We start from the raw sequence: 24925 nt of genomic DNA, 5'->3' as shown, positions 1-24925 counted from the left end.
CTTTGTGTTGGTGTTCTACTTTGTGTAGATTTTTGCATGTTAGAGCACTGGCGGGGCAATAATCTCCTGCTCCAGACCAGCGTTGTATTGCGCAATCAGCATAGTTACCTCATGGAACTCAGGTGGATCGTCCTCGCGTACTACAAGGGGGGATTGACCAATGAGCAGATCGTGGCTGGCAAAGTTGCGGAAAAGTAGCGCAATGTCGGTAGGTATATAGAGAAGACACTGCGGAATTGTTGCTCGAATACGCCGGTAGATAGCCAGACCTGACCAGTCATAGTCGCCGAAGTGAATAGCCTGTGTCGGTGTTGGCCTAAGTGTGGCGAGAGCCTGAAGCGTCGTCTCAGCAATATTACCGCCTGTGAAGATGGTAATAATTGCGCCTGTCTGTGGCGCATAGTCTACGGCTAAAAATGGCTCCCAGTTCTCGATAGTCAGTAGCGTCCAGTATGGTGGGAGATCGAGCGTGGCTAGACGATCACTCGTGATGCCGATGATCCCACAACGTCGGGTCAGATCAGCCCAAGTCGAATTTGGGTCGGTGCTGAACCAGCGCAGTAGGATGGGTTGTGCCTTGTGGGTAGCGACGCCTGCCTTACTATGCCCAGCACGGGCAATGTTGGCGGCACGTTGACCAGTGACTGGGGCTAGGGCTGTTTCGGGGTACTTCGTCCGGAACCATTGGCTAAACCCTTCTTTGTTGATAATAACAACTCGGCGTTGGTTGCCCTGGGTTGCAATCTCAACCAGACGGAGCGCCTGGATCTGCTCAAGTAACACTTTGTCCTTAGGGCGGATCTGGCTATATGCGACTGCTTCGTTATCAGCGAGCTGCGTGATCCATGCGGGTGGCTGCATCGGTATATTCTCGTTCAGTCAGAATAACCTCATTGACCAGTCGGCTACGGTCGCCATCGCGCTGCAAAATGTAGGAATGTGGAATATCGCTGCGCATCGTTGGGCTGGCGAAGATTGGTAGGAAATTGTGTTCGGCACAGTAGGCGATGATCTGGCGAACGTTATTGCTAGAAAGGCTACCGACCTCATCAAGAAAGAAGGGGATGCGACTGACGATGCTGCGTCGGTTGCCCTGAAGCAGCCGGATCAGTCCCAGGTAGACAACGATCTTGACCCCGATGGCAGTTCCGTTTGACTCGAAGCTGTGGATTTCGGTGACGGTGCGCTGTTCGCCAGTTTGGGCGTAGGTGACGCGAAACTCTAGGTGGAAGAGATTGTCGAGATTCAACTCGTGCCCGTGGGCGCGCAACGTGTTAGCCAGGTGTTCTTCGATCTTTTGTTCGGCTTCTTCCAGTGAAAGATTGCCCGTGATCGGTGTAAACATGTCGAGTTGTGCGCGACTGGTCTGCCGGATAGCCTCGACCAATTGGCTTTCTTGTACCTGAATCTCAATGCGCTCGATATTCGAGATGCTTACCCGCCGGATGCTGTTATTCAGTTCAGCGACCCGGCTCCGTACCACATCAAAGGCTTGAGTGAGCTTGTCGAGTTCGCCTTTGGCAAGGGTGAATAGGTTGGTGTAACTTTCATGCAGTTGGGTTTCGAGCCGCTCAACTTCAGCAGTCAAGCGGTGTTTTTCGTCTACCCACTGCTCAAAAGGTAGTTCTGGCGCTTCGCGTTCATAGAGATGATCCAATTGTGTACGCGGATTGTGCAGTGCTTCTTCGGCCCGTTTTCGCTCACTACGCTGGTCACGATAGTGCTCACGGCTCTGATCAAAGATTTTAGGTAGTTCGGCAGCAGCGAGGTCTGCAATGTCGGTGGGGCATGGGTCTTCGATGTTACCAATCTCTTTAACCTCCTGACGCACCTCACCGAGGTGTTGTTGCAATGCACGTTGTTGCGACTGTAGCGCCACATGCTCATCTTGTTTAGATCGCACGCGATCCCTAAGTGGGCCTTGCTGTGCCTCAAGATCTCCCTGTTCGTGTTGGCAGGCTTCCAACTCCCGCAAAACAGATGCTACTCCACCACTGCTTGCCTCTAACACCGCCAAGTGATCGAATGCGCCGAGTAATTTGTCGAGTTCATCGGCTTGACGCTGTAGTGATCTGATCTCTTGTTGAGCCTGCTCGCGGTCACGGGCGATCTTCAGTTCGAGTTCATGGCTGGCGATGCGCTGCTCAATCTCGGCGAGTCGGTCGGTGAGCGATTCTTCCTCGGTGATTGGGCGATACCAGACATGGCGAGCGATATTGAGACCAAAGCCGTGGAAATTCCCCTGTGGGTCAACCTGGCTGGCGGCGGCATGCGCAGCCGCTAGCAACTGCGAGGCATCGGCGACGCTGTCGGCGAGGGGCAGGCTGAGTAGCTGTTCCGAGATTAGGAAGCGCAGCAGGGCGCGCTGCTCATCGCTCAAACTGGCCTCGACCAGCAAGTGACTGATCGTGCGGCTCGCGATCTGGCGGCGGATGCGTTCGCGCTCCTCCTGGTCACGCCGCAGTCGGCTCTCAATCTGCGCAACACTTACGTTGCTGGACTGGTCAATGCGTTTTTGCAGTTCGATTGCACGGTAGGTATAGCCATCGCGTTCAGTGCGTACCTCCTCGCGCTGACGACCAGAGCAGCGCGCGATCAGATTCTGTAGCTCATCGAGCATGCATTTGAGTTCGTCTTTGCGACTGTTTTGTTTCGCGATCTGATTAGCAAGACGTTGGCGTTGTTCATCTAATTCGTTTAGTGCCACGTTGATCGTAGATATGCGTCCACTTAGATCGCGCTGCTGCTCCTCAAGCAGCGTGGCGTAGCACTGTGCGGCGTAGTACAGGCGCAGGCGAGCTGCATGTTCCGCGTTCTTGGCTTGTGTCAATCGCGTGTTCGCTGTGATCCACTGGTCGATCAATGGTTTGAGGCGTTGTAGGCTGTTGATGCGTTCGCGGATGTTACGGGCGTCGGCATACTTGCGTTCAAAGTCGCGGGCGACATCAATGCGCGTCTTGGCACCGGTACTCTCAACTAGGGCATTGAGAAAGAGGCGGATATCGCGATCAGTCAGGCGCTCTAGACGCAGGAGGTTCTGGAGTAGACGCCGCAGCAGTCGGAAGTTGTCGCGTCCCATATCAAAGAGATGGATGTTGGCTGCATCCTCGCTCTGCTCGCCGATCAACCCGCGCTCGTGATCTTCTACACGTTGGTAGATATAGAAACGCCGATCTGCTAGGTGTATACCGACATTTTGCGGTGAGAGTACGTGATACTGCTCATCAAGGAAGTCGGTGAGCGTGAAGCTCCCATCGAAGGCGAAAACCTGACGTGTGTGCGCGGTTCCAGTACCATAGACACCGAGGGTGCGTTGCTTACCATGCACGTTGCGTATGGTGAAGAGGATGTAGGAACCTTCGCGTCGGAAGTAGAAGGCTAGGGTTTCGGTCAGGCTCTTCGAGAAGTGCATGTCACGCAGATCGGGAAAATAGAGAAATTGGATAATCTCGATTAGGCTGGTCTTACCGACATTATTGTCGCCTACCAAGTGTACGGCACGTACATCGGTATTAATCTCTAGTGTATCGAACATGCCACTATTGATCATACCGATCTTGAGGATACTGCTCGCCATCTCACGCATGAACGGCCTCCTCGGTGGAACGTAGGCTCTGGTGGATCCGACGGGCCATGGTGAGAATGCGTGCGGCGGGATCGCGTAGGGTTAGGGTTCGTGTCTCGTTGTTATAGGTAACGAACCCTTTGCGAACCATGCGACGCCAGAGATCCTCAAGAGAGTCGAGATCTTGGAGACTGACTTGGGCTAGGTATTCGCGCCCATAGCCATCACGTAGCCAGTTTAGGTCGGCCCAACGAATGGGCATGGTAAAGAGATCTTGGTAGCTACCGCCTTGTTCAAGCCAGAGATCACTTAGCAGAAAGATCGCAACGACTATTTGGCGCTCTTCGTTGGTTATTTCCTTCTGCTCCTTCTCTAGGAGTATGACTTCACTGTCGCGGACGAGGCTGAAACCCATCGCAGCGAGGTGATCTTGGAACCAAATAAAGCGATCATCGAGTACCGTGTAGAGTGGGCCAAGGTCGTCGGATGCGTGATCCGATGCGCTAAACTGATAGCCACGCAGTAGGCGCTGGAAGATCTCGGCGCTGCGGGGTGGGGCATCAACGGGCATAGTGTTCCTCCCAGCGCACGCCGAAGTCGTGCATGTGGAGCGTTTGGGTGCTTAGTTCGTGAACAAACAATTGGTCATTGAGCATGAGTGTGATCTGCGGGTGCGGGCGTAGCAATGGTAGTACCATGGCGCGCAACTGTTCCTCTTCGGCATAACCAGAGAATGTATGGACAGCAAAGGTGGGCCAACTGCCAATGTTTCCGGTTGCAGCAATGGTTTGCCAGATGCGGCTCTCGCTCAACACGAGGTCTTCGGCGCGGCACTGTTCGGGCTGGTTGATGCTGAGTGCCCTGGGTTGCGGTAGCAGTCGGCGGTGTACCACATCGGCGAAGAAGGATTCTTGGCCTTCTAGTGGCGTGGCCTGGGTGACGTTACGCCCAACGGCGACCAGAGTTGTTGTGTCGAGTGCCACCCAGACTTGGTCGAGGTGGGCCAAACAGAAGGCTAAGGCATCCTTGAGTGACTTCTCATCGAACAATGAGCGTAACAGGGTACGGGCGGTATCAACGATCACTGCAAATCCGCGTAATAGTTCATGGTCAATGAAGTGTAGGTCACTCGCCAAACGCAGGCGACGGTGATCGAGTTCCTGTGATTGGGCCAGCAGTACATCCTGGCGGCCAAGTTCGCCCACATGGCGGTGTAGTTGGGCGATACGGGGCACATAGTCGCCACTAGGGTCAATGAGCGCACGTAGTGGCTCGATATAACGACGCTGTGCGGTTTCTAGTTCGTATAGTCGTTGCTCGATGGGTTGCTTACCGCCAGAACGTTTGATGTCACCAAGGAGCCGCATACAGGCGATATAGTGTTCGGATCCAGCCTCGCGTACCTCGCGTACTAGTCGGTAGAGGTTGTCAATGGTATCGAGGATCGCGGTACGGTCGGCTTCAGTAGCAAAGAGTTCGCGTTGCAACCGCTCGGTCAATTCGGCGATGTTGAGCATCTGGTCGCGCAGGAAGGTTGCACTGATCAGGCGTCCGCGTCGTTCATAATAGTTGACGAGATCGACTACTGCCGGGTTGACGATGAAGCCTTGGTTGTGTTCTTCCAGCAGAATGGCGGCTTGGCAGAGATCATCTATCAGGGACTCCTTGAGGCCAGCCGCCACACCATGATGTTCTAGGTAGTGGAGCAACTGAGCGCGACTGAGGAGATCGGACTCGGCGCAGATGTCAACGATCAGTGCCGTCTGCTCGCGGGCTAGGGTGAGAAAGTGGATGAAACGGGGCATGGTCATCAGTCACACCAACCTAGTTTCCGCAAGTAGTTATAGATAACCCTGGCGCGCTTCCGCAGTTCCTCCTCATCAACTGGGTAGCCGTGGTATTCATTGCTGTGGTGACGATGGAAGGCGTAGAGCTTTCCCTTGGCAGAACGGCCAAAGACTCGTTTGCCAATCGGTATGCCCGCGTTCAGGACCTTCTCAGCTTCTTCCGGTGGAAGATCCATTTGGGTGCCTATGACACCATAGGTTGGCATGGATTTGTCATGCTTGGGGTGGGGCCAGTAGTGCCGACGGCGCACCTTGATCTCATCAACTGAGGTGTAGTGTTCGATCTCGACGGGCTGCGGTTCTTCACCCTTGGAAAAATAGACCTCGATGTCTCCTGGTGGGTAGTGTGGGCTGTGCTGAAGGCTGACGAGAATGCCTTCAAAATAGGCTGCGCCAGCAATCGTACTCTCGTCGAGTCTCTTCTTGCTGCCGGCTTCATCGCGTGTACATTCATGGAGAATCTTTTCGAGGATGGTATCAATGTATGGGCCGTTACGGATGCGGCGTAGGAGCGAGGTGCGTACAGTGCGTAGTTTGCGGAGGGTTTCGCTGTCGTGATCGCGCTCGGTGTAAAATAGGTCTTTGAGCGTCATCTGCGCACAGAGCCGCAAAGAGAATATTGATGAGTGGGAATAGATCGGGTCACGATTTTCATCTGGGTCGTCGGAGTCATTGATCCGCCGTGGCTCCAATGTGTCTAAGGCATCTGAAAACTCGATGAGGATGCGATCAGCAGCATACGGGGTGGGTGCTTGCTGTTGAATTGAGTGTTCATTGATGAGGATGTGCATTAGAGTAACTCCCGCAGATCGTCATCCATCTGGTCGAAGAAACCTCTTGGCCATGGGTCAATGCCTCCGTCTGCGTAGAGACGCGGTTGGCGCACCCGCAGCGGTCGTCCGTCGTTCGCCGCAATAAAGTACTGGATCACAACATCATCGGCGCTGATCGCTTGCCCCCACGCACCCTGGCGTACCGCTACGCGAATCCCGTTCAGAATATGGTCGCTGTGCGTCTCTACCACCACCTGCACCCCGGCGGCGGCGACGCGGGCTAAAAATCGCCCCATGATTGATTGGCTGCGCGGGTGGAGGTGGGCTTCGGGGTTCTCGATGATGAGGAGTGACCCCGGCGGGGCTACGAGTGCCGCTACGACGATGGGGAGCGTGTAGATGAGCCCGAAGCCGATGTTGGTGGGACGGACAAGATCGTCTGGCCCCCGATTGCCAAACATCACTTTGACTTGATCCGCTTCATTGAGGAGTGTTGCCTTGAGTTCAACATCGGCAATGATCTGACGCATCCAGAGTCGGACTTGCTCGGTGAGCGACCGCGATTCGATCTCTCCGGTGCGGTCATCGGCAAGCGCGGCGTCATTCGCGATGAGATCGCGTTGCTTTGAGCGACCGAGAATGAATGGTGCGTACTCTCCATGGATGCCGACATCGTTTGGCCAGCGATCATCGGTTGGTAAGGGGTAGAGTAGGCGGGGGCCAATACGTTCGGCATTCAGGTAATTCCATGCTGGTTGGAAGAGGTTGCCTGGGTGATATGGCCCATCGGTGCCATGTAATACGTAGCTCGTTTGATCACCAGTATCAATCTGAAATCTAAAGGGTGTGTGTATCTCATCTACCTCGTCAAGCCCCAAGTGGATACAAGGCTCTTCTTCTTCGATGGGATCGAGGCTATAGATGTCGCTGGCGGTGCCGACATTGACGAGTGGCCCGGCTAAGAGTAGCTTGCCCTCTTGGAGCCGCTGTTGTATATGTGATTGTCGCAGGAGCAACAATGACTGGATTACGCTTGATTTGCCAGAGGCATTTGCGCCTACCAGGAGGGTGAGTGGCCCAAATGCGATGCGTTGGTCACTAAAGCATTTGAAGTTCTGTAGGTGCAGGCTTGTGATCATGACAGTGCCTCGTTGAGCAGCAGTTCAAGTTTTGAGAAACGGTACATGATGGCGTCACGTCCGCCGGTGGCAAGCGAAATGGCTTTCAGAAAGCTTTCATCATTCAGCAGCGCCAGAAAACCCTCGATAATCGCATTGCGCTGCATGCTGACTTGCTCTTGACTGTATGGGATGAGCAATACTGTCCAGATCTCAAAGAGGGCTTTGCTTATCGGGTTGCGTTTGCCTCCTGCCCATTGGTATTGCCCTGTCTCACTCAGGTGGCGACGATCAAATGCGTCCCGGTCAATTTTGCGAAATGCTAACTCGCCAAAGAGTAGTTCTGCTTTTCGTAGACTCTCTTTGAACAGATGATCCAGCGATTGATTCCGTGAATCACTGTGCTGATTGAGTATCTCCATCGTGCGGTTGAGTAGGCTGTCGAGGTTGCGCGGCGCTTTCGGATCGTTGGTGTTCCCAAAACGATCATAACGCTCAAGTGTGAATGCGAGAAAGCGCAGGACACATTCGCGATCATCCATACGTCTTGCGTTGATTGATCGCCCGGTGACGCGCAGAAAATCCTCTGACTCGGCTAATTCTTTGAGCATGGTTGTGGCTTTACCCTGGTAGAGGGCATTGCGGATCTCTTGGGCGGTTAGGGTTAGTCCACCCCGGTTGACACGTGAGAAGATTTCAAAACGTACTTCTTTGGGTGTGGAGGAGGTTACTGTATAGAGTGTGAGTTTGGTGCGGTGTAACAGAATTTGTCGCTGTGGAGGGTGCAGATCATGAAATCCCTTCCCTTCAAGCTCTTTGAGGTAGCGTAGCCCCTTGAGTTTGAGTGTCTTGTCGCTACAAAAACGCTTGAGTGTGGTAAGTCGCTGAAGACCATCCATGACGACGAGTGTGTCGTCACGTTCAGCACTGAGATAGATCGGCGGTAAGGGTATGCGCAGCAGGATGGACTCGATCAGTTGGCTCTGGCGCACGCTGTCCCAGACAAAGTGACGCTGAAAGTCAGGGGCGATAATGATCGCGCTGTCCTCAATTTGTTGTAGAATCGAGAAGATTGAATCCTGGCCTACCTCAAAACGAATGTCTGCCGGATCAAATGGTATTGTTGTCTCATCGTCAATGATCTCGGTCGCAGTGCTGATCTCATCAAGCCGATCATATCCCGCTGGCATGAGTTGCCACGTCTGGGCAGCAGCGTCATAGAGGACGATGGGGGTTAGGTTGGTGGCTTGCTGTAGGAGCTCCCGCCGTTCTTGGTTGCTGAGTTCGGGTAAGGCGTCGGTGGCCTCGAAGATCTCTGCAATCTCTTCTGCGCTATGCGGATCGGGGCCAAGAAGACTTAATGCGCGTAAGAGTATGGGGATCTTTTCATCCTCTGCAACGTGGGATCGGACTCTCGTTTGGGTCTCATTGGAAGATCTCATACCCCTTCTCCTCCGCCCACTATCTCCTCGATCATCCGTATCTCATCCGGGCGTAGCCCGTATAACGCATACACCCGCTCGTTAATCTCGCGCTCCAATGCGCCCACGTCCGCGTGGCGCTCCTCGCCCTTCAGTGCCAGTATTCGCTCTACGAGCCCCCCGATGGCGTTGCTGGTCTCTGCGGGCGGGATGGGGAGTTGTTTCATGTAGTCACTAAATGCCCGCAAATAACCACCTCTGATACGATTCGAGGTAAATGAGTAGAACCACTCTATCGCCGTGGAATTGAGTAGACCACACATCCAGATCTCTTCAGTGGGTATGAAGTAGCAGGTGTTACCTGCGTAGTATTTTGAGCGGTCAAAAGAAAAGCTCTGGTGTTCGTAGATGTCTGGATATACGATCTTCGCCTGCTCAAACTCCTGCCAGTAGGCGCATGAACGCAGTTCCCAGAAATAGTGTCCCTGATCTTGGCGTTTGATCAGATTGCTCCGCAATGGCTCAAACCAGCTATGAATGGCTGGATAGTGGCTGGCAAAGATATGTTCAGCCGCGCTTTCTGGCTTGCCTGACCAGGGATGCTGTGTGTTCTCGGAGGATTCTATCTTGATCAGGTATTGTTCGGCAAAGTCTACCCGCCAGCGCTTCACATCGCGCCCGCGCAGGAAGGGCTTGAGCACCTCGGCACTGGAGGGGTGTGCGGCGATCAGGCGGTCGCGGGTGGCGCGATCCACCACGAAAGCTTCGTTGAAGCCGGTCAAGATCCCGCGATAGAACCTTCCCCCGACATACTCACCGAGCGGCTTGCCAGCGCGGCGCAGCTTCTCCAGGAGGCGCTGGGTGGCGGCACCCTCAAGGCGCCAGCCGTCGTCGCTCAGGCTGCGCTGGAGGATGAGCGGGCCGCTGGGGGTGGGGTTGGCAGCGGCGGCGCGGGTGTTGGCCATCACCTCCGGGAACTCGTCGAGGCGGCTGGCCGGGTTCCAGTTGAGCGCCAGCAGGCGCTGCTCGCTCGCCGTATCGCTGCTGGCCTGCGCGTCGGTATGCTTCTGGGCAATGATGATGCTGGGGTAGGCGATAGCCGTAAAGATCGGTGCGTCGCCAAAGTCTATGATCTGCTGGATGTGGGTATGCTGCTTTAGGTAGCTGCGCAGATTCTTTCCGTAGCCAGCGCGGAAGAACTTGTTGGAGGAGATGAAGGTGAGGATGCCGCCCGGTTTGAGCAGTTGGACGCCGCGCTCGTAGAAGTAGACATAGAGATCGGCGGTGCCGGTGTAGGTGGTGTAGCGTTGTTGCAGCGCGGGCTTGCGCTCCTTGATCTGCTCCTGGCGCACATAGGGCGGGTTGGCGATCACCAGCGCAAAGCCCTGCTCACGCCCGAACATCCACTCCGGGTCGAAGAAGGGCGCGTGGCGATTCTGGGCGTAGGGGTCCCACTCGGCAAGCGCGGCGGCGGTCGCCTTGGGCATGCCCTCAGCCTCAAGCTGGGTCTGCAACTCCTGGCGCAGGCTGCGATCCTGCTCGCGATACTTGCGCTTGGTTGGGGGCGTCTTGGCACTAAAATAGGCCGAACGCACCTGCTTCAACTGGTGTTCGAGGGCGATCACCCTATCGCTGCGCAGTGCGCCCTGGCCGGTCAGACTATGCAGCGCATCAGCGGCGACAAACTTGGTCTCTAGGTTGGGCAACGGGCGAATGCCCCGGTTATCGCGCTCATCATGTACCTGCTGCTCGACAATCAGGCTGATGAAGCAGCGCAACTTGGCGATCTGCACCGCAATCGGCTGGATGTCCACCCCATAGATCACATTTTCGATCAGGAAGAGCTTACGCCCATAATCAAGATCATTGCGCTCAAAGGCTTCCTCGATACTCTCAATCGCCGCCTCACGGGCCAGGGTATCCTCGATCTCTTGAGCGCGGGCAATCTGGCGCGCCTTCCAGGCGTGGTTGCCGGGATCGAGCTTATTGAGCAGGAAGACCAACTTCTGCAAGGCACCCATGGGGAAGGCCCCAGAGCCACAGGCGGGATCGATCATCGTCAGGCTATCGAGAGCGCGGATCAACAGTGCGATCTCATCGGGACTAAAGCGCGGCGGCAGATCGTTATAGGCCAGCAATTCGCGCAGCCGCGCCTCTCGGTCGGGGGTGGCGGGCAGATGCGGCTGGAGGTAGAGCAGCAGCGACTCATCCACCATATAGGCCACAATATGGCGCGGCGTATAGAACGACCCCGTCTCCTTGCGTGCGGTCGTCTCCGTCTCCGGGTTATAGGCCGCCAGCAGGTTCTCAAAGACCTGACCGAGCAGTTCGGGGTCAAGCGCGACATCTTCTTCAATCGGCGTATTTTCGGCCACCGTAAACTTATAGCTCTCCAGAATCTCCAAGAGACCGCGCACCTCATAGCGGCGGCCACGGGTACCATAGGCACTATTGAGATCGACCGCCAGCGGCTGAGCGGTAAAGAAGAGCGCATTGGGCACACAGGGCTGGCTATCGGGGCGGTCGGAGAAGCCATCAATCCGCAGCGGCGGCTTCTGCTCAACATCATCGAGACACTCAAAGAGACCGCCATTGAGGAAGGGGATCCGCGCAAAGATCGTCAGCGCCGCCTGCGGATCGCGGAAGAGCGCGGCATGGCGATAGAGATTGGTGGCCCCATAATTCTGTTCGGGGCGGCGGAAGGCGCGCTTGCGCATCTCCTGATTGAGCGTACCAAAGAAGAGATTCTGCAAAATCGCCAGATAGTAACTACTGGCAGCATCATCAAGCGACACGAGCAGATCGGCAACCTCGGCACGCCGGAAGAGACGCGGGTCAACCAGCCCCTTCTCGCGCAGGAACCAGATAAAGATGAGGCGCGTAATCAGGCGGATGACCCGGTCGGCATTGCGGCGCGGGCGCGGGGTCGCATCATCAGGGAACTCCACCACCTGCACCGCCCAGAAATACCAATTAGCAATCTCGCGGTAGAAGCGCCGATTCAGTTCGCTACTATCGAGCGTGCGTGCCCAAGCGCGTTGGAGATCGGCGAAGCCGCTGATCGTCTGGCGGGAAAGCAGCGCGGGCAGACTCAGATCAGCCAGGATCTCCAGGTGGGCGCGGTGGGGGGCGGAGAGATCCAGATCACGGATGAGCGACACCTTCTCCAGGACATCGCGGTTAGCATCGCGGCGATGGGGGCGGTGGGTGACAATCGCCAGCGTCAGGGTGGCATCATAGCGAAAGATCACGCTTACCGGCATAAGGAAGAGCTTATTGATCTCGCGGGTTATCGTCGCCAACTCGCCACGGGTATAGGGGCGCGCAGCGGGCTTAGGCGCGAGATCAACCGCAAAGAAGAGTAACGACTGATAGGTTTGGGCATTAAAGTTGGGTGGCGCACCCAGATCAAGATGGAGTTGGGCACGAGTAGCCAATTCCTCACCCGTAATCTGCGCCAACATCGCCACCGAAAGCCACTGACTAAGGCGGGCATGGGTGGGGTTCATGCGCTGATCGGGATCGAACATCGCACAGAACGCCGCAGGAGTCGGCTCAAACTCCAACCAGCGCTGGCTCTGATAGCCGAGAGTGGCCAGGAGAGACCGTGCCGTAGAGGCGAGGGGCGCGGTGGCGAGGGAGGCGAGGGTATCTTTAAGCGATGCGAGGAGGGAGGGAGTATTCACTGTACCACCAACCACGTAATCAGATCAACATCATCAGACGAGCGCACCTGCTGTGCGCGTTCGGGCAACACCCCCGTGCGGCCACTCGTCAGGGTCGCGGCAGCGCGGCGGCTAAACCGGCGCTCAATATCGCGCAGAGATGCTTCGAGCAGCAGATTATAGCGTACCATATCGTGCCCATCATGAGTCTCTTGGTCGAAGAGCGCACAGAGCGCCGCATCAGCAGCGGCACGATCAGCGCAGAGCAGGCGATAGATTTCGAGGATCTGCTTGGGATGCGCAAACCCGAAGCGCACCGTGCCATCGGCATAGACATAGACCAGATAGTAGGGCTGGAGCGGATTGACGATATGGGTCTCGCCGGTTGGCCGCTTTTGGCGTAGGCAGAAGATCACCCCGGGACGGATGGCCTCATGGGGCGCATCGGCAGGCACCACGGCATAGAGACCCAGCGGCAGATCGGCAAGCATGCGCCGATTGGTTTGCAGGAAGCGCAGCAGATCGGCACGAAAATCATCAAGCGTAAACTCGGTAAGCGCCACACTCTCGCTAAAATCCTCCAGATCGAGCACCTCATCGCGCAGCCGCAGCAACTGGCGGTCGCGGTAACGCAGATCATCAGCGATCAATTCTTCAAGCTGCTCATTCGCCAACAGGTTATCATCACCCGTTGTGGTGACATCAACCAGCGCCATGCGCGCCTCAACCCGATTCTTCAAATTGATATACTTATTCAGATCCTGGGTCGGCCAGAAATTCACCATCTGCACCGCCTGATTGCTACTGCGCAGGCGATCAATCCGCCCAAAACGCTGAATGATACGCACCGGATTCCAGTGAATATCATAATTCACGAGGTAATCACAATCTTGCAGATTCTGACCCTCAGAGATGCAATCGGTAGCAATCAGCAGATCAATCTCCGCATCCTGGGGCATAGTGGGCATACGGTCGCGCTGTTTCGCACGCGGGGCAAAATTGGTCAGGATCTCATTGAACTGCGCACGCCCGAAACTGGTTCTATTTTCGGCAGCGCCACCCGACACCAGCGCCGCATGGATACCAAATTCCTGCTGCACCCAGGGAGCCAACTGGGTATAGAGATAGGCAGCCGTATCGGCAAATGCCGTAAAGACCAGCAGCTTACGGTTAGGTTGCCCATGCGTATCGAGTGGTGGATGAGACACCTTTGCCCGAATCAACTCCTTCAGTTTAGCCAACTTTGCATCGCGTTCGGGGCCAACATCACGCGCCGCGATATAGAGGCCATGGAGTTGCTGCTTATCATTCTGGAGATCGTGCAACCAGGTATCAATATCGAGGTGTGCGAGTTGAAACTTGAGACTCTGGCCGACCAGCAGAATATCGCGCAGTTCCTCATCTTCAGCATCAAGCACATCAAGCGAAGGCGGCTCGACCACAATCTCGGCATCCTGGACAGACTTAAACTGCTTAATCTGATCCTCAAGCGCACGAATCTTCTCCACCGTGCGCTTCAGCGTAATCCCAAACGAAGCGACCGAACTCTCCAAGCGTTTGAGGAAATTGACCTTCATCATCCCAATCAGCGACTGTTCACGCAACCCCTGGCTAAAATAGCGCGTCTTCTGATCGCGTTGGCTGGCCTGCTCATAGCGTGCGCGAAATTCGGGGCGCACATAGCGGGTGGGGTTGAAGAGCGCCAAACGGTAGTTCGAGATCTCATCATTGAGCTTGTCATAGGACATAAAGAGTCCATCGAGATCAATCTCAGGATAGATCGCCAAGGGGCGTTTACGTTCAGGGAAGCCGCCTAATGCAGCGATAGTTGCCCCATAGTAACGCTGAATATGCTTGCGCGAACGCGCAATCGTCAACGCATCAAGCAGGCTAAAAAAACCCGCACTCAGGCGTTCCAGCAGCACACTGGTACGGCGCTCACTCCCTTTGCGTGCCCACTCGCTAAAGGTACGCTGGGCAACAGTGAGGGTCTGTTCCAGGCTCTCAATACCAAGCGACTCCCTAAAGGCACTATCGGCCCCCCCCGTCAGCAGATAGATCTGGTTACGCAGATCACGCAGATCGTTATTAACCGGCGTGGCCGAAAGCAGCAACACCTTCGTGCGCACCCCCTGCTGAATAATATCCTCCATAAGCCGTTCGTAGCGGCTCTTACGGATCAGATTGCCCTCCTCATCACGGCGGCCACGGGTATTGTTACGGAAATTATGCGACTCATCAATCACCACCAGATCATAATTACCCCAATTGAGGGTTGCCAGATTGATTCCATCGGCATAACCACCATCGCGACTCAGATCGGTATGTGAGAGCACCGTATAACTAAAGCGATCACGCAAAAAGGGATTAAGCGGGCTATTATTCTGCGCCTGATAGATCGTCCAATTTTCGCGCAACTTCTTCGGGCAGAGTACCAATACCTTATCATTGCGCAATTCAAAATACTTAATAATCGCCAGCGCCTCATAGGTCTTACCCAAACCGACACTATCAGCAATGATACACCCATTATGACGCATCATCTTATTGATTGCGCCCTTGACACCATCGCGCTGGAACTCATAGAGCGACTGCCAAATATCGCTATCAACGATCTGGGTATGGACATCGAGCAGATCACTGCGTTGTTGTTCATCAAGATAACGCTCAAAGAGATGAAAGAGCGTCTTATAGTAGATCAACTGGGGTGAATGATTGACATAGAGCTGCGCAAGATACTGAAGCACCTCATCGCGCACATCAACCACCAGATCGTGATTCTCCCAGATCTCATCAAACCACTGCTTGAGGTCGCGGCGGTCGCGGCTACTATCAACAACCAGATTGAGTTCGATATTACTATTGGTAGGAGCCAGACCAAGACCCCGCACGGTAAAGTTGGAGCTACCGAGGAGCGCCTCATCAAGCCCGCCATTATTGATATGGTAGAGCTTACCGTGGAGCAACCCCGCCTGCTTCACCGAGCGGATGGCCACTTTCTGCCTGATCCACGCAGCGCACTCGCGGGCCACCCGATGTTGGCTCAAGAGCGTAGCAAGTTTGAGGCCATCTTCTTGGATCGCGAACGCCTTCGCATCGCTGCGATCAGGATCGAGCGTGCGTATAAAGCGCGGTTCCCCAAAGAGGAAGCGCAGGTGTTCGATCTGATCAAGTGTCCCTTGGAGTTGGTGGTAGGCATAGATCGTGAAATAGGCCGAAACAAAAGCGAGGTGCGCACCCGGCTGAACCTGCGCACGCAGAAAATCGCCCACCCGACCCCGCGAACGGTTATCCCGAATACCAGACTCGAACGGATTCTGATCTGCTGGGGGCATAGGTATGTCCTCAATAAAGTTTCGTGTACCTCCAGCAGGGCATGGGCAACGTTCTTGGGGCTACGCCCCAAACCCCATTTTTGGTATGTTTTGGCGGCGCAGCCGTTCCCGCCCCCCCACCGGAGGTGACTTTGCCCATGCCCTGAGTCATCTAGTATACCCCATGACAACTACGCCGAATCGTGGTATCATATTCAGCGGCGTGCATAAATGCACGCCAATCATTTCGCTTGAACCCTTAGCACTCCACCCTTGAGAGTGCTAACAACTCCCAACGATGCGCTACCCGTCATCGAGCGACTAGGATGGGCAGCTATGGCACCCAATCTCACCGAACGGCGTCTCTTCATTCTCAAACTGGTGGTGCAGGAGTTTATCGAGACGGCAAACCCCGTCGCCTCGGAGGCGCTGGTACGCAAGTTTGGCTTGGGGTTCTCTTCGGCGACGGTGCGGAATGATCTGGCCGCGCTGGAGGAGTTGGGCTATCTGACGCACCTGCATACCTCGGCGGGTCGGGTGCCGACGGACGCGGGCTACCGCTTTTTTGTCGAGAATCTGATGGAGCGCACGTCGCTCTCGTTGGTCGAGCAGCGGATGATTCGCCATCAGTTCTATCAGGTGCGTGGGGAGTTGGATCAGTGGATCCAATTGGCTGGCGCGGTTTTGGCGCGTACTGCCCAGAATGCGTCGCTGGTCACGCCGCCACGTGCCGAGCAATTGCGCTTTAAGAATCTGGAACTGATCTCGATCCATGAGACCATGGTGCTGGCGGTGATGGTCTTTCATAGCGGGATTATTAAACAGCAGACGTTTGGGCTTGATGGGGTGCGCACGTCTGAGGATCTGCGCCGCTGTGCCGGGCGGATGAGTGAGGCACTGGCCGATCTTACGCTGAGTGGGGTTGAGGAGCTTCTGGCGCAGGATGCCGTGCGCCCCCACCCCACCTTCGGTGAGTTTGAGCGGGTAGTGATTGGCCTCGTCACCCACGCGATGCAGGCGTTTGAAGAGCAGGCCCGCGAACATATCTATTCCGATGGTCTTTTGGAGATGCTCAGCCAGCCGGAGTTTATCCCCGCCTTGGCCCGCGATGATGCTGAACGTGCCGTCGAGCGCCTGCGCCGTGCGCTGGATATTCTCAAGAGTGGGCGCGGTTTGGGCCAACTCATCCCGCAAGCCTTGGCGAGTGAGGGTGTTCAGGTGATCATCGGCGGGGAACATAGCGAAGATGAGATGCGTGAGTATAGTGTCGTGCTGGCCCGCTATGGCGTGGGTGGTGCGGTCACGGGGGTGCTGGGCGTGATCGGGCCGACCCGCATGGCCTATCCGCGCTCGATCTCGACGGTGCGCTATATCTCGTCGCTGATGAGTAATCTGCTGTCCGAACTCTATGCTGGTGAATCACGGCCCCCAGTTGAGGAGTAATGGTAAGGTTTGGGCTGAATTGTGCTATTTCTTTGGCGGCGGCCTAGCTGCATAGGTATTCGGTTAAGGAGGGCATCATCCTCGGTGGTACACCATAACCACCGCAGAGGACACAGAGGGATGGGTTTCACACTACCTCTGGTTCTTCCTCTGCGTTCCTCTGCGTCCTCTGCGGTCAACAACCGGGGCGCAAGAGGACGCATAACCGAACGACTGTGCGGCATAGCCGCCCCCACCGGACGAAGATAGATAGACGAGGAGAACTATGAGCGAGGAACAGAATAACCTACAAGCTGAGAACAATGGTCACGCTGCTGCTGAGGTGGTGGACGCGGCGGTTGGCCAGTCGAGTGGCGCGAGCCTAGCCGATCTGGAGGCGCGGCTCGCCAAGGCTGAAGCCCAGGCGGCTGAGTTTAAGGATCAGTGGCTGCGCGCTACGGCTGATTATAAGAACTTTAAGCGCCGCTCTGATACTGAGCGTGCGGAACTTATTCGCAGTGCTGGGGCGGGTGTGCTGCTCAAGCTGTTGCCTGTGGTTGATGATTTTGACCGTGCGATTGCCAATATTCCTGCCGATATTGCTGAGTCGGCATGGTGGGGCGGCACCCAGCTTATTGCCCAAAAGCTGCGCACACTTCTGGAGAGTGAGGGCGTTAAGACGATCCCGGCGGTGGGGACGGAGTTTGACCCCAACATCCACGAGGCGGTGCTCTATGAGGAGGCTGAGGGCCAGGATGGCATGGTGGTTGCCGAGCTTCAGCGTGGCTATAAGCTCCACGAGCGGGTGTTGCGCCCCGCGATGGTGAAGGTCGGGCGCGGGTAGGTGCGATTCGGCTGTATTTCGTTATGTATGATGAGAGATTGACTTCCTATGCCTAAAGTTATCGGTATCGATCTTGGAACGACCAACTCGGTGGTTGCCGTCGTTGAAGCGGGTGAGGCGGTGGTCATCCCCAATGCTGAGGGTGCCCGCTTGACCCCTTCGGTGGTGGCGATGAATAAGTCCGGTGAGCGGATGGTCGGCCAGGTCGCCCGCCGTCAGGCGGTGACTAATCCTGAAAATACGATCTTTTCGGTCAAGCGTTTTATTGGCCGTAAGTTTTCTGATCCGACGGTGCAGCGTGATCATGATCTGATGCCGTATAAGTTGACTGGTGCGGCGAATGGTGATGTGCGCGTGGTGATGGGCGACCGTGATTATGCTCCGCCTGAGATTTCGGCTATGGTGTTGCAGAAGTTGAAGGCTGATGCCGAAGCCTATCTGGGTGAGCCGGTGACGCAGGCGGTGATCACGGTGCCAGCTTACTTCAATGATAGCCAGCGCCAGGCGACCAAGGACGCCGGGAAGATCGCGGGCCTTGAGGTGCTGCGCATCGTCAACGAGCCTACCGCGAGTGCTCTCGCCTATGGCCTCGATAAGAAGGGCAAGGACGAACTGGTCGTCGTCTATGATCTGGGCGGTGGCACCTTCGATGTCTCGGTGCTTGAACTGAGCGAGGGTGTGGTTGAGGTCAAGTCCACCAGTGGCGATACCCACCTGGGTGGTGACGACTTCGATCAGCGCATCATTGATTGGCTGGCGAGTGAGTTCCAGAAGGAGTTCGGGATCGATCTGCGCTCCGACCGTATGGCGCTCCAGCGGCTCAAGGAGGCTGCCGAGAAGGCCAAGATGGAGCTTTCGACGGTCATGCAGACCGAGATCAATCTGCCCTTTATCACCGCTGATGCGACTGGCCCCAAGCACATGAGCTATTTGCTGACCCGATCAAAGCTGGAGCAACTGACCGGCGATCTGATCGAGCGCAGTATGGGTCCGGTGCGTCAGGCGCTCAAGGATGCCGACATTCGCCCCGCCCAGATTGATGAGGTTATCCTCGTTGGTGGGCAGACCCGTATGCCCGCCGTGCAGGATGCTGTGCGCAAGTTCTTCGGCAAGGAGCCGAACCGCAGCGTCAATCCTGATGAGGTGGTGGCGGTGGGTGCCGCTGTGCAGGCGGGCGTCCTCGGTGGCGAGGTCAAGGATGTGCTGTTGCTCGATGTCACCCCGCTGACGCTGGGCATCGAGACGTTGGGGGGCGTGATGACGCCGCTGATCGAGCGCAATACGACCATCCCCACCCGCAAGAGTCAGGTCTTCTCGACGGCCAGCGATAGCCAGAGCAGCGTTGAGATCCACGTCCTTCAGGGCGAACGTGCCGAGGCGCGCTTCAACAAGAGCCTGGGCAAGTTTGAACTCGGTGGTATTCCGTCGGCTCCGCGTGGTGTGCCCCAGATCGAAGTTACCTTCGATATTGACGCCAACGGAATTGTGAATGTCACCGCTGCCGACAAGGCCACCGGCAAAGAGCAGCGCATCACCATTACCGCCTCGTCGGGCCTGAGCGATGCGGAGATTGAGCAGATGGTACGGGATGCCGAGGTGCATGCCGAGGAGGATGCCCAACGCCGCGAGCAGATCGAGGTGCGCAATGCCGCCGACACGATGATCTACGCGGCGGAGAAGGCTCTGCGTGAAGCCGGTGATGCGGTTGATGGCCTAACCCGTACTGAGGTTGAGGATAAGATCACCGCGTTGCGGGCGGCACTGAGCGGCGATGATGTTGAGACCATTCGTAACCGTAATGCCGAACTGGGCGTTGCGGTGCAGAAGGTCAGCCAGATGGCCTACCAAGCAAATGCCAACCAACCCGATGATGTGGTGGATGGCGAATTTAAGGCCGAGTAGTCTGAGGGAAGCGCTATGACAACGGGTGCAAAACGTGACTACTACGAGGTGCTTGGCGTCAGCCGGGGTGCTTCGCCGGATGAGATCAAGAAGGCGTTCCGCCGTTTGGCACGTCAGTACCACCCTGACGTGAACAAAGAGGAGAACGCGGAGTCGAAGTTCAAGGAGATCAACGAAGCCTACGAGGTGCTCTCTGATGAGCAGAAGCGGGCGATGTATGATCGCTTTGGCCATAGTACCCCCGGCAGTGGTGGGGGCTATGATCCCTTTGGGGGCGGCGATGCCTTCAGTACGATCTTCGATGCCTTCTTTGGTGGGGCGGGCGGTGGCGGGCGCACCCAGCGTGGCCCGCAGCGTGGGGCCGATCTGCGCTACAACCTGAAGCTCTCGTTTGAAGAGGCGATCTTTGGTTGTGATAAGGAGATCGAGTTCCGCCGCCTCGAAACATGCCCCACCTGTAAGGGTAATGGTGCTGAACCCGGCACTGATCCGGTGCGTTGCCCCAAGTGTGGCGGCAGTGGCGAGGTTCGCCAGCGTGCCCCGCTCTTCAATATGGTCACGGTGACCACTTGCGATTCCTGTTCAGGGTCGGGCTATGTCATCCCCATGCCCTGCCGGGAGTGTCGCGGGGAGGGCCGGGTGCGTCAAAGCCGCCGCATTACCGTCAAGGTACCGGCGGGGGTGGATAGCAGCCAGCAGATTCGCATCAGCGGCGAGGGTGAGGCGGGGCCACGCGGTGGTATTCCCGGCAATCTCTATGTGGCGCTCGATGTGCAGCCGCATGCGCTCTTTGCCCGTGATGACAACGACATCATCCTCGAACTCAAGCTGAATGTGGCGCAGGCCGCTCTTGGTGAGGAAATTGATGTGCCCACGTTGGATGGTACGGAGCGTCTGCGTATTCCGCCCGGAACCCAAACCGGCCAGACCTTCCGGCTACGCGGGAAGGGCGTGCCCTTCCTGCGTCAGAGTGGGCGCGGCGACCAGATCGTGGTCAGCCGGGTGATGGTACCGAGCCGTCTGAATGAGCACCAGCGCAAGCTCTTCCAAGAGTTGGCGCGCACCTTCGAGCCCGAAGATCAGGGTGAACATGACGAGGGCTTCTTTGGGCGGATCAAGGATGCACTGGGGTTGTGATGGTTCACGTTTTGACGCAACGTTTTGACGCAACGTAGAGACGCAACATGTTGCGTCTCTACTATTTGCGTCTCTCCTAGAAGAAGCGTACATACCTAATGACAGAACTTCTCTATGGTCGCAACGCCGTGCGCGAGGCATTACGCGCCAAGCGGCGCACCATCAAGCGCCTAGTCGTCTCCAACGGGGTGCAGGAGACGGGCATTATTGCCGAGATCATCAAGTTGGCCGAGCAGGTGGGGGTGCCGGTGCAGCGGGTGGAGCGCCAGCAACTCGACAAGCAGTTGCGCGATGCCAACCACCAAGGGGTGATGTTGGAGACCGACGAGTACCCCTACGTGGAACTTGAGGACTGCCTTGCCTACGCGGCAGAACGTGGCGAGCCACCGCTGTTGTTGTTGCTCGATCACCTGCAAGACCCGCAGAACATCGGCACACTGCTGCGCACCGCCGAAGTGGTGGGCGTGCATGGCGTTGCCATACCGGGCCGCCGGGCCGCCGAGATCACCCCGGCGGTGGTGAACGCCTCCAGCGGAGCCACCGAGCACCTGCGGGTGGTGCTGGTGGGCAATTTGGCCCAGACGATAGCCACCTTGCAGCGCGAGGGTGTATGGGTGGTGGGCCTCGAAGATGATGAGCAGGCCCAAGATCTTGATACCGCTGATCTCAACCTGCCGCTGGCCTTAGTGGTCGGTGCCGAGGGGCCGGGATTGGCGCGCCTGGTGCGCGAGCGCTGCGATTTTCTTGTGCGCCTGCCCATGGCCGGCCAGATCGCCTCGCTCAACGCATCTGTCGCCGGGAGTATCACGCTCTACAACGCATGGCGCCAGCGCAAAAAGGTGGCTGAGTAGGGAGTCCCGCGTTTTTATCCGCAGATTACGCAGATTACGCAGATTATTAAAAAAGAAAATAATCTGCGCAATCTGCGCAATCTGCGTAATCTGCGGACAAACATCTGCGGACAAACATCTGCGGACAAACATCTGCGGACAAACATCTGCGGATAAACAGCCTTGATGCTTGTATCACACTGCGTTAGAATGGAGACCTAAGCGGAAGATCCGCCTAAGGAGAACCTGAATGAAACTCAATCTCTTCCTCTTTACCCTGCTTGCTGCCGCAGCGCTCTATGCCGTTGTGCTCCGGCGTCAACTCCAAGCCGAGCAGATGCGCGGCAACATGTACCGTGATATTTCGGCGCGCCTCGACCGTCGGGTGACGGAATTGCTGACCAAGTAGCATCCGTGGTGTGCTGGTTCGGAAGGTCATGTATGACGACCCAGGCGATCCTAAGTAACTCCAACTTGGTAGCCACCCCCGTTGCTGGCCCGCCGATCACGGTGCATATTCGGCCTGCCCATCTTGATGATGTTCCCGCTATCCTCGATCTGCACCGCAATGCCTTCGCCGATACCTTCGGCGGAGCATTTGGCCGCGACCAGATAGATCGGGGGGTACACGCCCTCGCAACAACTTGGCAGCGTCAAGGTGATGGTGCCATGCGCGGGATGTTGGTAGCTGAATATGAAGGTCGCCTGATCGGAACGACCACGGTACGGACATCCGAGATGGGTAATTATGATTCGACCTTGGCTGAGGCGACTTTTCAGGAGGTATTAGGGGTGTGGCGGGCCACTCGCTCGATGTTTGCGCTCTCGCTGCTCGACCACCTGATTGATCGTAACGAGGGCTTCTTGACCGACGTGGCGGTACGCGAAGAGTACCGTCGCAGTGGTGTGGCGCGCAGTCTGCTGGCGCGCGCCGAAGAGGATGCACGGGCGCGCCACAAACGTTTTCTGGGTCTCTATGTGAGTGCGCGAAATACCACCGCACTGAACCTCTACCTGCACCTCGGATTTGTCCATGCTTCCACCCGTCACTCCTTCTTTGCCTGGCTCCTCTTTGGGCAAGGAACGTGGTACTACATGCGGAAGAGCCTGCTGTAAACACACGTGATGATCTCCCATAGCTTCCGGGAAGTTTGAAGCTTCCCGGAAGCTCAACACACGAGGGCAAGACAATGACGTCTGAACACCCCAACACCTTCGCCATCGCCCAGCAGCAGTTTGATCTGGCTGCCGATCTGCTCAATCTTCCCCAAGGTATTCGGGCCATCCTGCGGGTTCCCCAGCGCGAACTCACCGTCAACTTCCCGGTAAAGATGGATGATGGGAGTACACGAGTCTTTACCGGCTACCGCGTGCAGCACAACCTCAGCCGTGGCCCGGTCAAGGGCGGCATTCGGTACCATCCGAACGTAGATATTGATGAAGTGCGTGCGCTGGCCATGTGGATGACATGGAAGTGTGCGCTGGTCAACATCCCCTATGGTGGAGCCAAGGGCGGAGTGATTGTCAATCCCCAACTGCTCTCAATGGGTGAATTGGAACGCCTGACACGCCGCTTTGCAACGGAGATCTCCATTCTGCTCGGCCCAGAACGTGATATTCCGGCCCCGGACATGGGCACCAATGCCCAGATGATGGCCTGGATCATGGATACCATCTCCATGCACCGTGGCTATACTGTTCCGGCAGTGGTGACGGGCAAGCCGGTGATCATTGGCGGGTCGTTGGGGCGTATGGAGGCGACCGGGCGCGGCGTGATGCTGATGGTGCGCGAGGTGGCCCACCGCATGCAGCGCAACGTCACTGACTTGCGGGTGGTAGTGCAGGGTTTCGGTAATGTAGGCGGGACTGCGGCTCTGCTGCTCGACCAGATTGGTTGCCGGGTGGTTGGGCTTGCCGATGCGAGTGGCGGCTATGCTTGCCCCCACGGGCTTGATGTCACTGCCATGCGTGCCTTTAGTGAGCAGCATCCCACCCATACCCTAGAGGGCTACACCGCCTCCGGTGTGCAACACATCAGCAATGCCGAGTTGCTCGAACTCGATTGTGATGTGCTCATTCCGGCGGCGCTCGAACACCAGATCACGAGCGCCAATGCCCCACACATTCGTGCAGCGGTGATCGTCGAGGGAGCGAATGGCCCTACCACCCCCGATGCGGATCAGATCCTTACCGAACGCGGTATTTTGGTTGTGCCCGACATTCTCGCCAATGCGGGTGGGGTGATCGTTAGCTACTTCGAGTGGGTGCAAGGGCTTCAGGAGTTCTTCTGGGATGAGCGTGATGTCAATGATCGGCTCGAACGGATTATGATTGCAACCTTCGAGCATGTCTGGCAGATCGCCCAGACTCGTAACCTCCCGATGCGTACCGCCGCCTATCTGCTTGCCGTCCAGCGCGTCGCTGATGCTGATCAGACCCGTGGAGTCTATCCATAGAATGCGGATCATTAACCTAATATACACTACTTTTTCATCAATAAGTAGTGTACAATAAGCAGCATCAATCCTGCTGTCAATACTAAGGAGGTGTTGGAGCAAACCACTAGAATGAGTAGAAGCATACACTCAACATCTTGCTCAACATACTACTTGACTGTGATGCGGAACGACCGATGAGTGAAGCGCGTTGCGGAATGGCTAGATGTGCAGTGTTGCACACTAGTATCGTGATCGAGCATTAGCTACGGAGGTGTCCTGATGCGTCGCATGTTTGTCTTGTTGGCTACGATTGCGTTGGTGATGACCGCTTTTGCTACCCCGGCTCGCGCTCAAAGCGCATCTATGGTTGTGACTCCGACCTCTATCCAGCAAGGCGAATTTATCGCCATGTCCTTGAGTGGCTTTAAGCCCAAAGAGGTTATCAGCTTCTGGTTAACTCTTCCCGATTATAGCGTGGACTATGTGGGAGATCTGGTTGCTGATGATGATGACATCACTGCGGCCTATATCACGATCTCTGTGGATATGCCCGTAGGTTCGTATGGCGTGAGTAGTCCGTAAATTAAGTTTCCAGGTCTTTTTGCGACATAGCACTACCCACCCGCTCACCTTGAACGCCCGCAACGGG

General features: G+C 56.4%; 18 protein-coding genes. 9 read left to right on the top strand and 9 right to left on the bottom strand.

Annotated features, from left to right (window positions below; translation table 11 throughout):
• Positions 1–39 precede the first annotated feature (39 nt).
• The 9 genes from EKD03_RS11795 to EKD03_RS11755 are packed head-to-tail and all read right to left on the bottom strand — an operon-like array spanning position 40 to position 15724.
• Positions 40–861: a Wadjet anti-phage system protein JetD domain-containing protein gene (locus tag EKD03_RS11795; protein ID WP_129630833.1), complete on the bottom strand. Its 822-nt coding sequence runs from the start codon at positions 859–861 to the stop codon at positions 40–42.
• The gene (locus tag EKD03_RS11790) at positions 827–3586 is read right to left on the bottom strand and encodes a hypothetical protein (protein WP_129630831.1); all 2760 of its coding nucleotides are present in this window, start codon (positions 3584–3586) and stop codon (positions 827–829) included. The genes EKD03_RS11795 and EKD03_RS11790 overlap by 35 nt, the downstream gene beginning before the upstream one ends.
• Positions 3579–4136, bottom strand: coding sequence for a condensin complex protein MksE (locus tag EKD03_RS11785; RefSeq protein WP_129630829.1), 558 nt, complete (start codon positions 4134–4136; stop codon positions 3579–3581). The genes EKD03_RS11790 and EKD03_RS11785 overlap by 8 nt, the downstream gene beginning before the upstream one ends.
• Positions 4126–5376 (bottom strand): hypothetical protein, encoded by a 1251-nt coding sequence (locus EKD03_RS11780; protein ID WP_129630827.1) that lies wholly within the window; start codon positions 5374–5376, stop codon positions 4126–4128. Before EKD03_RS11780 ends, EKD03_RS11785 begins: the two co-directional genes overlap by 11 nt.
• Entirely contained in the window at positions 5376–6203 is an 828-nt protein-coding gene (locus tag EKD03_RS11775; RefSeq protein ID WP_129630825.1) for a hypothetical protein, read from the bottom strand. The genes EKD03_RS11780 and EKD03_RS11775 overlap by 1 nt, the downstream gene beginning before the upstream one ends.
• Complete coding sequence (locus tag EKD03_RS11770) at positions 6203–7324, bottom strand: AAA family ATPase (protein ID WP_129630823.1); 1122 nt, start codon at positions 7322–7324, stop codon at positions 6203–6205. The genes EKD03_RS11775 and EKD03_RS11770 overlap by 1 nt, the downstream gene beginning before the upstream one ends.
• Positions 7321–8745, bottom strand: coding sequence for a DUF262 domain-containing protein (locus EKD03_RS11765; protein ID WP_129630821.1), 1425 nt, complete (start codon positions 8743–8745; stop codon positions 7321–7323). The genes EKD03_RS11770 and EKD03_RS11765 overlap by 4 nt, the downstream gene beginning before the upstream one ends.
• A complete protein-coding gene (locus tag EKD03_RS11760) occupies positions 8742–12410 on the bottom strand; it encodes an Eco57I restriction-modification methylase domain-containing protein (RefSeq protein ID WP_129630819.1) in 3669 nt (1222 codons plus the stop codon). Before EKD03_RS11760 ends, EKD03_RS11765 begins: the two co-directional genes overlap by 4 nt.
• Positions 12407–15724, bottom strand: a complete 3318-nt coding sequence (locus EKD03_RS11755; RefSeq protein ID WP_129630817.1) for a helicase-related protein — start codon at positions 15722–15724, stop codon at positions 12407–12409. The genes EKD03_RS11760 and EKD03_RS11755 overlap by 4 nt, the downstream gene beginning before the upstream one ends.
• Before the next feature lie 315 nt (positions 15725–16039).
• Here EKD03_RS11755 and hrcA point away from each other — a divergent pair, with 315 nt between their 5' ends.
• From hrcA to EKD03_RS11715, 9 genes are all read left to right on the top strand, one after another.
• The gene (hrcA, locus tag EKD03_RS11750) at positions 16040–17146 is read left to right on the top strand and encodes a heat-inducible transcriptional repressor HrcA (RefSeq protein WP_129630815.1); all 1107 of its coding nucleotides are present in this window, start codon (positions 16040–16042) and stop codon (positions 17144–17146) included.
• Between the two features lie 265 nt (positions 17147–17411).
• Positions 17412–17969 carry a nucleotide exchange factor GrpE gene (gene grpE / locus EKD03_RS11745; protein WP_129630813.1) on the top strand — a complete coding sequence of 186 codons (558 nt, stop codon included), beginning with the start codon at positions 17412–17414 and terminating at the stop codon, positions 17967–17969.
• Positions 17970–18017: 48 nt separating this feature from the next.
• The gene (gene dnaK, locus EKD03_RS11740) at positions 18018–19871 is read left to right on the top strand and encodes a molecular chaperone DnaK (protein WP_129630811.1); all 1854 of its coding nucleotides are present in this window, start codon (positions 18018–18020) and stop codon (positions 19869–19871) included.
• Between the two features lie 15 nt (positions 19872–19886).
• Positions 19887–21008, top strand: coding sequence for a molecular chaperone DnaJ (gene dnaJ, locus EKD03_RS11735; protein WP_129630809.1), 1122 nt, complete (start codon positions 19887–19889; stop codon positions 21006–21008).
• 98 nt (positions 21009–21106) lie between these two features.
• Entirely contained in the window at positions 21107–21859 is a 753-nt protein-coding gene (rlmB, locus tag EKD03_RS11730; protein WP_129630807.1) for a 23S rRNA (guanosine(2251)-2'-O)-methyltransferase RlmB, read from the top strand.
• 229 nt (positions 21860–22088) lie between these two features.
• Positions 22089–22247 carry a hypothetical protein gene (locus EKD03_RS18435; protein ID WP_161569253.1) on the top strand — a complete coding sequence of 53 codons (159 nt, stop codon included), beginning with the start codon at positions 22089–22091 and terminating at the stop codon, positions 22245–22247.
• A 32-nt stretch (positions 22248–22279) separates the two neighbouring features.
• Positions 22280–22954 carry a GNAT family N-acetyltransferase gene (locus EKD03_RS11725; RefSeq protein WP_129630805.1) on the top strand — a complete coding sequence of 225 codons (675 nt, stop codon included), beginning with the start codon at positions 22280–22282 and terminating at the stop codon, positions 22952–22954.
• Positions 22955–23028: 74 nt separating this feature from the next.
• Positions 23029–24294 carry a Glu/Leu/Phe/Val family dehydrogenase gene (locus tag EKD03_RS11720; protein ID WP_129630803.1) on the top strand — a complete coding sequence of 422 codons (1266 nt, stop codon included), beginning with the start codon at positions 23029–23031 and terminating at the stop codon, positions 24292–24294.
• 261 nt (positions 24295–24555) lie between these two features.
• The gene (locus tag EKD03_RS11715) at positions 24556–24858 is read left to right on the top strand and encodes a hypothetical protein (RefSeq protein WP_129630801.1); all 303 of its coding nucleotides are present in this window, start codon (positions 24556–24558) and stop codon (positions 24856–24858) included.
• Positions 24859–24925: the final 67 nt, after the last annotated feature.

Origin of the sequence: Candidatus Oscillochloris fontis (assembly GCF_004138135.1) — a bacterium.
Lineage (GTDB): Bacteria > Chloroflexota > Chloroflexia > Chloroflexales > Chloroflexaceae > Oscillochloris > Oscillochloris fontis.
This window is presented reverse-complemented; position numbering and strand designations above follow the sequence as displayed.

What these genes read in the sequence shown, in the direction of transcription:
- EKD03_RS11795 (WP_129630833.1), bottom strand. Translation starts at nt 861, where the DNA reads ATGCAGCCACCCGCATGGATCACGCAGCTCGCTGATAACGAAGCAGTC.
- EKD03_RS11790 (WP_129630831.1), bottom strand. Translation starts at nt 3,586, where the DNA reads ATGCGTGAGATGGCGAGCAGTATCCTCAAGATCGGTATGATCAATAGT.
- EKD03_RS11785 (WP_129630829.1), bottom strand. Translation starts at nt 4,136, where the DNA reads ATGCCCGTTGATGCCCCACCCCGCAGCGCCGAGATCTTCCAGCGCCTA.
- EKD03_RS11780 (WP_129630827.1), bottom strand. Translation starts at nt 5,376, where the DNA reads ATGACCATGCCCCGTTTCATCCACTTTCTCACCCTAGCCCGCGAGCAG.
- EKD03_RS11775 (WP_129630825.1), bottom strand. Translation starts at nt 6,203, where the DNA reads ATGCACATCCTCATCAATGAACACTCAATTCAACAGCAAGCACCCACC.
- EKD03_RS11770 (WP_129630823.1), bottom strand. Translation starts at nt 7,324, where the DNA reads ATGATCACAAGCCTGCACCTACAGAACTTCAAATGCTTTAGTGACCAA.
- EKD03_RS11765 (WP_129630821.1), bottom strand. Translation starts at nt 8,745, where the DNA reads ATGAGATCTTCCAATGAGACCCAAACGAGAGTCCGATCCCACGTTGCA.
- EKD03_RS11755 (WP_129630817.1), bottom strand. Translation starts at nt 15,724, where the DNA reads ATGCCCCCAGCAGATCAGAATCCGTTCGAGTCTGGTATTCGGGATAAC.
- hrcA (WP_129630815.1), top strand. Translation starts at nt 16,040, where the DNA reads ATGGCACCCAATCTCACCGAACGGCGTCTCTTCATTCTCAAACTGGTG.
- grpE (WP_129630813.1), top strand. Translation starts at nt 17,412, where the DNA reads ATGAGCGAGGAACAGAATAACCTACAAGCTGAGAACAATGGTCACGCT.
- dnaK (WP_129630811.1), top strand. Translation starts at nt 18,018, where the DNA reads ATGCCTAAAGTTATCGGTATCGATCTTGGAACGACCAACTCGGTGGTT.
- dnaJ (WP_129630809.1), top strand. Translation starts at nt 19,887, where the DNA reads ATGACAACGGGTGCAAAACGTGACTACTACGAGGTGCTTGGCGTCAGC.
- rlmB (WP_129630807.1), top strand. Translation starts at nt 21,107, where the DNA reads ATGACAGAACTTCTCTATGGTCGCAACGCCGTGCGCGAGGCATTACGC.
- EKD03_RS18435 (WP_161569253.1), top strand. Translation starts at nt 22,089, where the DNA reads ATGAAACTCAATCTCTTCCTCTTTACCCTGCTTGCTGCCGCAGCGCTC.
- EKD03_RS11725 (WP_129630805.1), top strand. Translation starts at nt 22,280, where the DNA reads ATGACGACCCAGGCGATCCTAAGTAACTCCAACTTGGTAGCCACCCCC.
- EKD03_RS11720 (WP_129630803.1), top strand. Translation starts at nt 23,029, where the DNA reads ATGACGTCTGAACACCCCAACACCTTCGCCATCGCCCAGCAGCAGTTT.
- EKD03_RS11715 (WP_129630801.1), top strand. Translation starts at nt 24,556, where the DNA reads ATGCGTCGCATGTTTGTCTTGTTGGCTACGATTGCGTTGGTGATGACC.